Here is a 6,182-nt window from a genome sequence, read left to right as displayed (position 1 = left end):
TGCTTAAAATCATAAAATAAGTAATATAAGAGATTTTTAAAAATTAATCATCAACCAAAAAATATCTTAATCATCAACCAATATTAATTCTTTTTAATCCATTTCCACAGTCAAATCGATAGGCTTATAAATTACTATTTATCTTGCCAAACGGTACTGAAATCAATGCAACCTATACGGAAAACGGAACATGGTGGGCGATTAATACATTTGCCGATTATGGTGAGTATAAAATCAATGCAACATACATAGGACTTGACAACGTCACAATCACAAATGCAACCATAAGTGTCAAAAAAATCCAAACGGTGATTGTGGCTGATGACATTAGCGCAACCTACAACATCAACAAAGACTTAGTAATCACTTTAAAAGACAGTGCCGGTAAAGCATTAAGCGGATTTAAAGTGACTCTTGATTTAAATGGTGTTAAGGAATACACTACAGATGCCAACGGTCAGGTGAAAGTTAACGCAAAAGGACTCTCTCCTAAAACATACACTGCTAAGATTACTTTCAACGGCTATAATGCCTATGACAATTCATCCAAGGAAGTAAAAGTTACTGTCCAAAAGGCAACTCCTAAAATAATCGCTAAAAAGAAAACATACAAAGCAAAAGCAAACAAAAAATTCACAATAACACTTAAAGACAACCTTGGAAAACCGATTAAAAACGCAAAGGTAAGACTCGTTGTCAAAAAGATTGCCAAAAAGGCCAAGAAAACAAACAAAAAAACAACCAAAAAATATAAGATAAAAAACATCAAAAAAACAAACAAAAAAGGAAAGGCAACATTCAAAGTCAAAAGAAACAAAAAAGGAAAATATACAGCAGTAATTAAATACTATGGAAACAACTACTTTAAAGCCATAACCAAAAAAGTTAAAATCACTATTAAGTAGACGAGAAATCGTCTACATCCTTTTTTTTAGCAGATGTTTCTACAGAATTACTGTCCAACATCTTCTGCCTCCGATCAGCCATTAAGAAATAGGCAAAGTATTAGCTTCTAATTTTTGTGGCAACATAATTTTAATTACAAGGTTGTACAAACTATTAGTAAATCATGCCGGTTGAGGTTAAACTACCACGGCTTGTAGAAGCCGTGGATTTCTAGAGTTTTTCTAGAAGTCCACTAGTTTAATAGACTCAGACCATATTTTATGGTCTACGTTACTCAAGAATATATAGGTACCGTGGAATGTTTAATCCCAGTTCCACGCTCTACGGTAAGTGATTAAACAGGTTCTGAGATGGTAGGAACAGTGTTGCTTACATTTAAACCTTGGAATAACATTGTCGAGGGATAAAATAACTCCAAAATAATATATAATGGAGGTAAACGTTATGTTCGTTTACGTGTTAAATAAGAATGGTGAGGCTTTGATGCCTTGTAAAGAAAGAAAAGCAAGATTATTATTAAAAGAAGGTAAAGCAAAAATTGTTAATCGCACACCTTTCACTATACAATTGCTGTATGGCAGTAGTGGTTATAAACAGCCGGTTAATCTGGGTGTGGATGCCGGAAGCAAATATATTGGATTGTCCGCAACAACAGAAAAGAAGGAATTATTTAAAGCAACTGTTGAGCTACGACAGGATATTCCTAAATTATTAGACTCTCGTGGAACTCAACGTAGAAGTCGCAGAAACAGGAAGTTAAGGTATCGTCCTGCAAGGTTCAATAACCGTGGAAAAAAAGGAAAATTGGCTCCTAGTATTCAACATAAAATTGACTGTCATTTAACAATGATTAAAAAAGTCTGCGGAATAATTCCAGTAGAAAACATTATTGTTGAAACTGCAGAATTCGATCCCCATAAACTAAAAAATCCAAGTATACATGGTGCAGAATATCAGCATGGTGACGCAGAGGGTTTTTATAATGTTAAGGCAGCTGTTTTAAACCGTGACAATTATACCTGCCAAATATGTGGTGCACAAAATACTCAATTAGAAGTTCATCATATACGATTCCAAAGCCAAGGAGGATCCAACAGCATGGAAAACCTCACAACACTATGTAAAGACTGTCATGAAAAAATACACAAAGGAGAACTAAAATTCAACAAGAAAGTCAAATCCTTTAAACATGCTTCACACATGAACATCATGAGAAAAAAGTTAGTTGAATTACTTAAAAAGGAGTTTGATAATGTTTTTGAGACATTTGGTTATTTGACTAAATATAATCGCGAAAAACTAGGCATAAACAAGTCACATTCAAATGATGCATTTGTAATCAGCCACAATTTCAATGCCAAACAGACAAATGTTGAATTCCTATTTAGAAAAGTTAGAAGACACAATCGTCAAATACACAAATCCAAACCTAGTAAAGGAGGTAAACGCCAACGCACTCAATCAGCCTACATTGTTAACGGCTTTAAAAGATTCGATAAAGTAGGATATAACGGAATTAAATGTTTTATCACAGGTAAAAGAAGTAGCGGTTATTTCCAACTAAAAAAATTTGACGGCACCATAATCAGTCAAGGCGTCAGCAGCAAGAAGTTGAAATTATTGGAACATGTTAAAGGTTGGATAGTAGATTGGAGTATTGGCAATTCCTCCCCGACCTAAAAGAGGTCAGGGTATCCTTGCCATAATATAGATGAAAATTTTTAATAATTCTTATACTATGCATCTGTTTGAGAGGCGAAAATCATGACATCAAAAGAGGAATTGATGAAAAATGGGTACAAGGCATACGAAAACGATGAGATAATCGTTTTCTGGAAACCGGATTTGTGCGAGCATGCGGCTGAATGCATAAGGGGCAACAGCAAGGTATTCGACGTTTCAAGAAGGCCATGGGTTGACGTCTCACAGGCTCCTGCAGAGGAAATTGCACAAATCATTGACAGATGCCCATCCCAAGCACTCAAATACGAGCTCAAATAATATTCAGAGCCAATTTGCATCAGGATTTTTCCACAGGATGTCCCATGTCAGAGGGACATTTCCTGAAAATCAAGATTTTCTTGAAGCACTTTGATTATTTTTCATATATGCAGCAGTGAAAATGCATATTTTCACAATTTTTCATATTTTTTTTAGAAACCTGAACCATTTTCTACTTTAATCGATTTTTTGACAAAACAAATGAAAGTAATTCCTTTATATTAAATTTTATATAGCTTTATTTATAAAAATCATTATTGTATTCAATCTGAATATAATGTTTATATTTGAGTTGTTAATATGAAGTTCAAAAAGATAATGCTGGTAACTTTTTTGTTGCTGGCTGTTTTAACAATTGGTGCTGTCAGTGCATCTGATGATGCCGCATCAGATGACTTGGCAGTTTTTGATGATGGAGATTCGATTGACTCTCTAGTAGATGATGTCGATTTGCTGTCTGATCCTGAAGATTATGATGGTGGCGATGATGATGACTATGATGAATATGAGGTATCTGTTGCAGAGGAGTTTGATGTAAACGATGAAAATGCAACTGTTGTTTCTTTAACCTGTCCTGATGAAGCTGAAGGTCAATTCGTTGTTGACGTTTACATTGAAGGAAGCGAATATTATAATCCTTTCCATACTGTTTACCATAATATTGTTCCGGCAGATTATGATAAACAAATTAGCTGGACTGTTAAAGATTTGACCATTACACAAAGCGGATCATATTCCTTTGCAATATATCATCTCGAAGAGGATGATGAAAAGGGTGATGATACTCTCATTGGAGATGGAGAAGGTGATGCTGTCGATTATAATGCATTCAGAATTGTTGGCGATGACGATGAAAAGAATTGTCTGGATAATTCACCTGTATTTGCCCTTTATTGTCCTGACGGCCATGAGGGCATTGTTAATGTAACAGTTAGAAATGCCCAATATGAGGAACAGACATTTTCAAAAGACATTAAAGACAAGGATGAATATAATTTCCTTTATTGGACTTTGGAAGAGTTGAACATGACCGAGATTGGAGAATATCAGATAGCTGTCACTGTTAATGATGGGGAATTTGATAAGAATTGGAAAGTTGAAGTCTGCTCTCCGGTTTCAATTACTGAAGATGTTTCATATATTGGCAGTTTGATAAAAAGGCTCGACGAATTCGTAGTTTTCATGATTCCTTCTGATGCTGAGGGAAACATTGTCATCGAAATCGATGATGTCGAAATATTTAACAAGAATCTTGATGAATTCAAGCAGGTTGACAATGAAGACTATTACTGGCATTACCCTACCTACGGTCCGGATGACGTGGACACCTCATTTAAATATTACGCTATCTGCAGCGAAGCAATTCCTGATGTCGAAGAAGGGGACTATGAAATAACTGCAAGGTTCACACTCGGCACTACCACATATCAGGAAAGCAAAACCGTAACTTTCAAAAAGAGCAATATCAAAACAAAAGACGGAGTATCCATAGAATTGCTTCAGGAAGATGAATATGAAATAGGCAGCAATGAGTATATTGCCCTAATAGCCGTACCTGAAGAGGCAGATGGAGATATTGTTGTCACTTCTGATGGTGAAACTTTATGCAACTGCGCCATATACGATTTAGATGATGAGGACGGAATATTTGTTTTAAGTGTTAACGATTTGAGCATTAACGAAGATGGATCATGGGCCATTAATGTTGCTTACTTTGAGGATGGTGAAAAAATCGTTGAAAATGAAGGAAACTTTTTCTTTGTCTATGATGAGGATGATGAGGATGATGGCGATGATGATGATGCTGAAGACGGTGTAATTATAAGGGTTGTTGATGGTGACGAGGATGAATTTAACTTGGACGACCCAGAGGATTTAGAAAAATATTTCGCACACGTTTCCGTTTCAAATGATCTTGTAGGTAACATTACCATTATAGTCTATGGTGATAATGAAGAAGATAGTATTGTCATATTCAATAAAGACATATCAGTTATTGAAGATAAGAATGATGATGACGATTATGAAGATTTCACCTGTTATAATATTAACTTTTATGATTTGGATGATTTCGAGGTTTTCAAAACTCATGGAAGCTTTGAAATCAGATTCATGGAATTTGATGAGGATGATAGCGGAGAATATGTAGAACTTGACTCTGCTGTATTTATAATAGATTATGACGAGGGAATCGTGAAATTCTGGTCAGAAGATGACGATGAGGATGAGGATGATGAAGAAGATGGCGTTGTCATATGGGTTGCTGATGGTGATGAATCTATTTTCGATTTAGATGAAGATCTCGACGAGATTTTCTGCATAGTTTCAGTTGAAAATGGCCTGAATGGTAGTATTGTCATCAATGGTCTTGTTTATGATGAATTTGAAGATGAGGATATTGAAATCCCATTGTTTGATAAAGATCTGTCTGAAATTGAGGACAATGAACCTGATGAGGAACTGGAAGGTTTCACCATGTATAAGATTAGGCTCAGTGATTTGACTGATTTGGACGGGTTGAAATCTCAAGAAAGAATTTGGGTGGCATTTTTCGAAACTGGTGAAGAAGATGAGTTAGACTCTCGCGAGTATTCTGTAGAGTATAATGATGACACTAATGAAATCGAATTCTGGGAAATCGATGATGATGAGGACGAAGGCGAACCTATAAATGCGGAGTTCTGTGATGCAAACGTACTCACCGATGATGTTGTTGTCTACATCAGCAAAGATGACTTCCCTGAAGATGCCGATGATGAATTTGAAGTATTTATAGGTGAAGAGGAGTATCCTATTCGCTTAAAATTAACTGAACTTGACGGTGACGATGAATTTTATTTCATAAGGGTCAGCGATTTGTTCCCTGAATTTGAGGAAATGTTTGAATCATATGGTGTGGGAATTTTTGTTCAATTCTATGTCGATGGTGATAAAGCATATTATGCTGCACCTGAAGATGACGAGGAAGGAGTATGCATCTATTATAGTCCTTACATTGAAGGCGAAGCTTATTTGTTGAATGATGATTTTGTAATTTCATTTAGAGGATTTGAAGAGGTTGATGATGAATTTAACGTAACCATCTCCAGGCCGGGCATTGATGATATTGTAAAAACATTTAAAATAAGCGAACTTGACAATCTCGATGATGAGGATGGGGAATTCTATGAACTCCACTTAAGTGACTTGGGAATTACAGAAACCGATGAATATGACATACTTGTTGAATTCACTAAAAATGGTGAACTATTAGTTTATAACAATAGGGCTCTTGC

The 6,182-nt window shown here is 35.6% G+C and carries 4 protein-coding genes; all 4 read left to right on the top strand.

Going from position 1 to position 6,182, the window contains the following annotated elements:
* Positions 1 to 143 precede the first annotated feature (143 nt).
* On the top strand, positions 144 to 905 hold the full coding sequence (locus ACJMLO_RS04695; protein WP_405294404.1) for a hypothetical protein: 762 nt from the start codon (positions 144 to 146) through the stop codon (positions 903 to 905).
* A gap of 445 nt (positions 906 to 1,350) precedes the next feature.
* Positions 1,351 to 2,586, top strand: coding sequence for an RNA-guided endonuclease IscB (gene iscB, locus ACJMLO_RS04690; protein WP_405294402.1), 1,236 nt, complete (start codon positions 1,351 to 1,353; stop codon positions 2,584 to 2,586).
* A gap of 84 nt (positions 2,587 to 2,670) precedes the next feature.
* Positions 2,671 to 2,907, top strand: coding sequence for a (4Fe-4S)-binding protein (locus ACJMLO_RS04685; RefSeq protein WP_405294400.1), 237 nt, complete (start codon positions 2,671 to 2,673; stop codon positions 2,905 to 2,907).
* A 300-nt stretch (positions 2,908 to 3,207) separates the two neighbouring features.
* On the top strand, positions 3,208 to 6,182 hold a 2,975-nt coding region (locus ACJMLO_RS04680), incomplete at its 3' end, for a hypothetical protein (protein ID WP_405294398.1).

The organism is Methanobrevibacter sp. (assembly GCF_045120835.1).
In the GTDB taxonomy this organism is placed as follows: domain Archaea; phylum Methanobacteriota; class Methanobacteria; order Methanobacteriales; family Methanobacteriaceae; genus Methanocatella.
The sequence above is the reverse complement of the archived record's forward strand: the minus strand, read 5'-3'. Positions and strand labels throughout refer to the sequence as shown.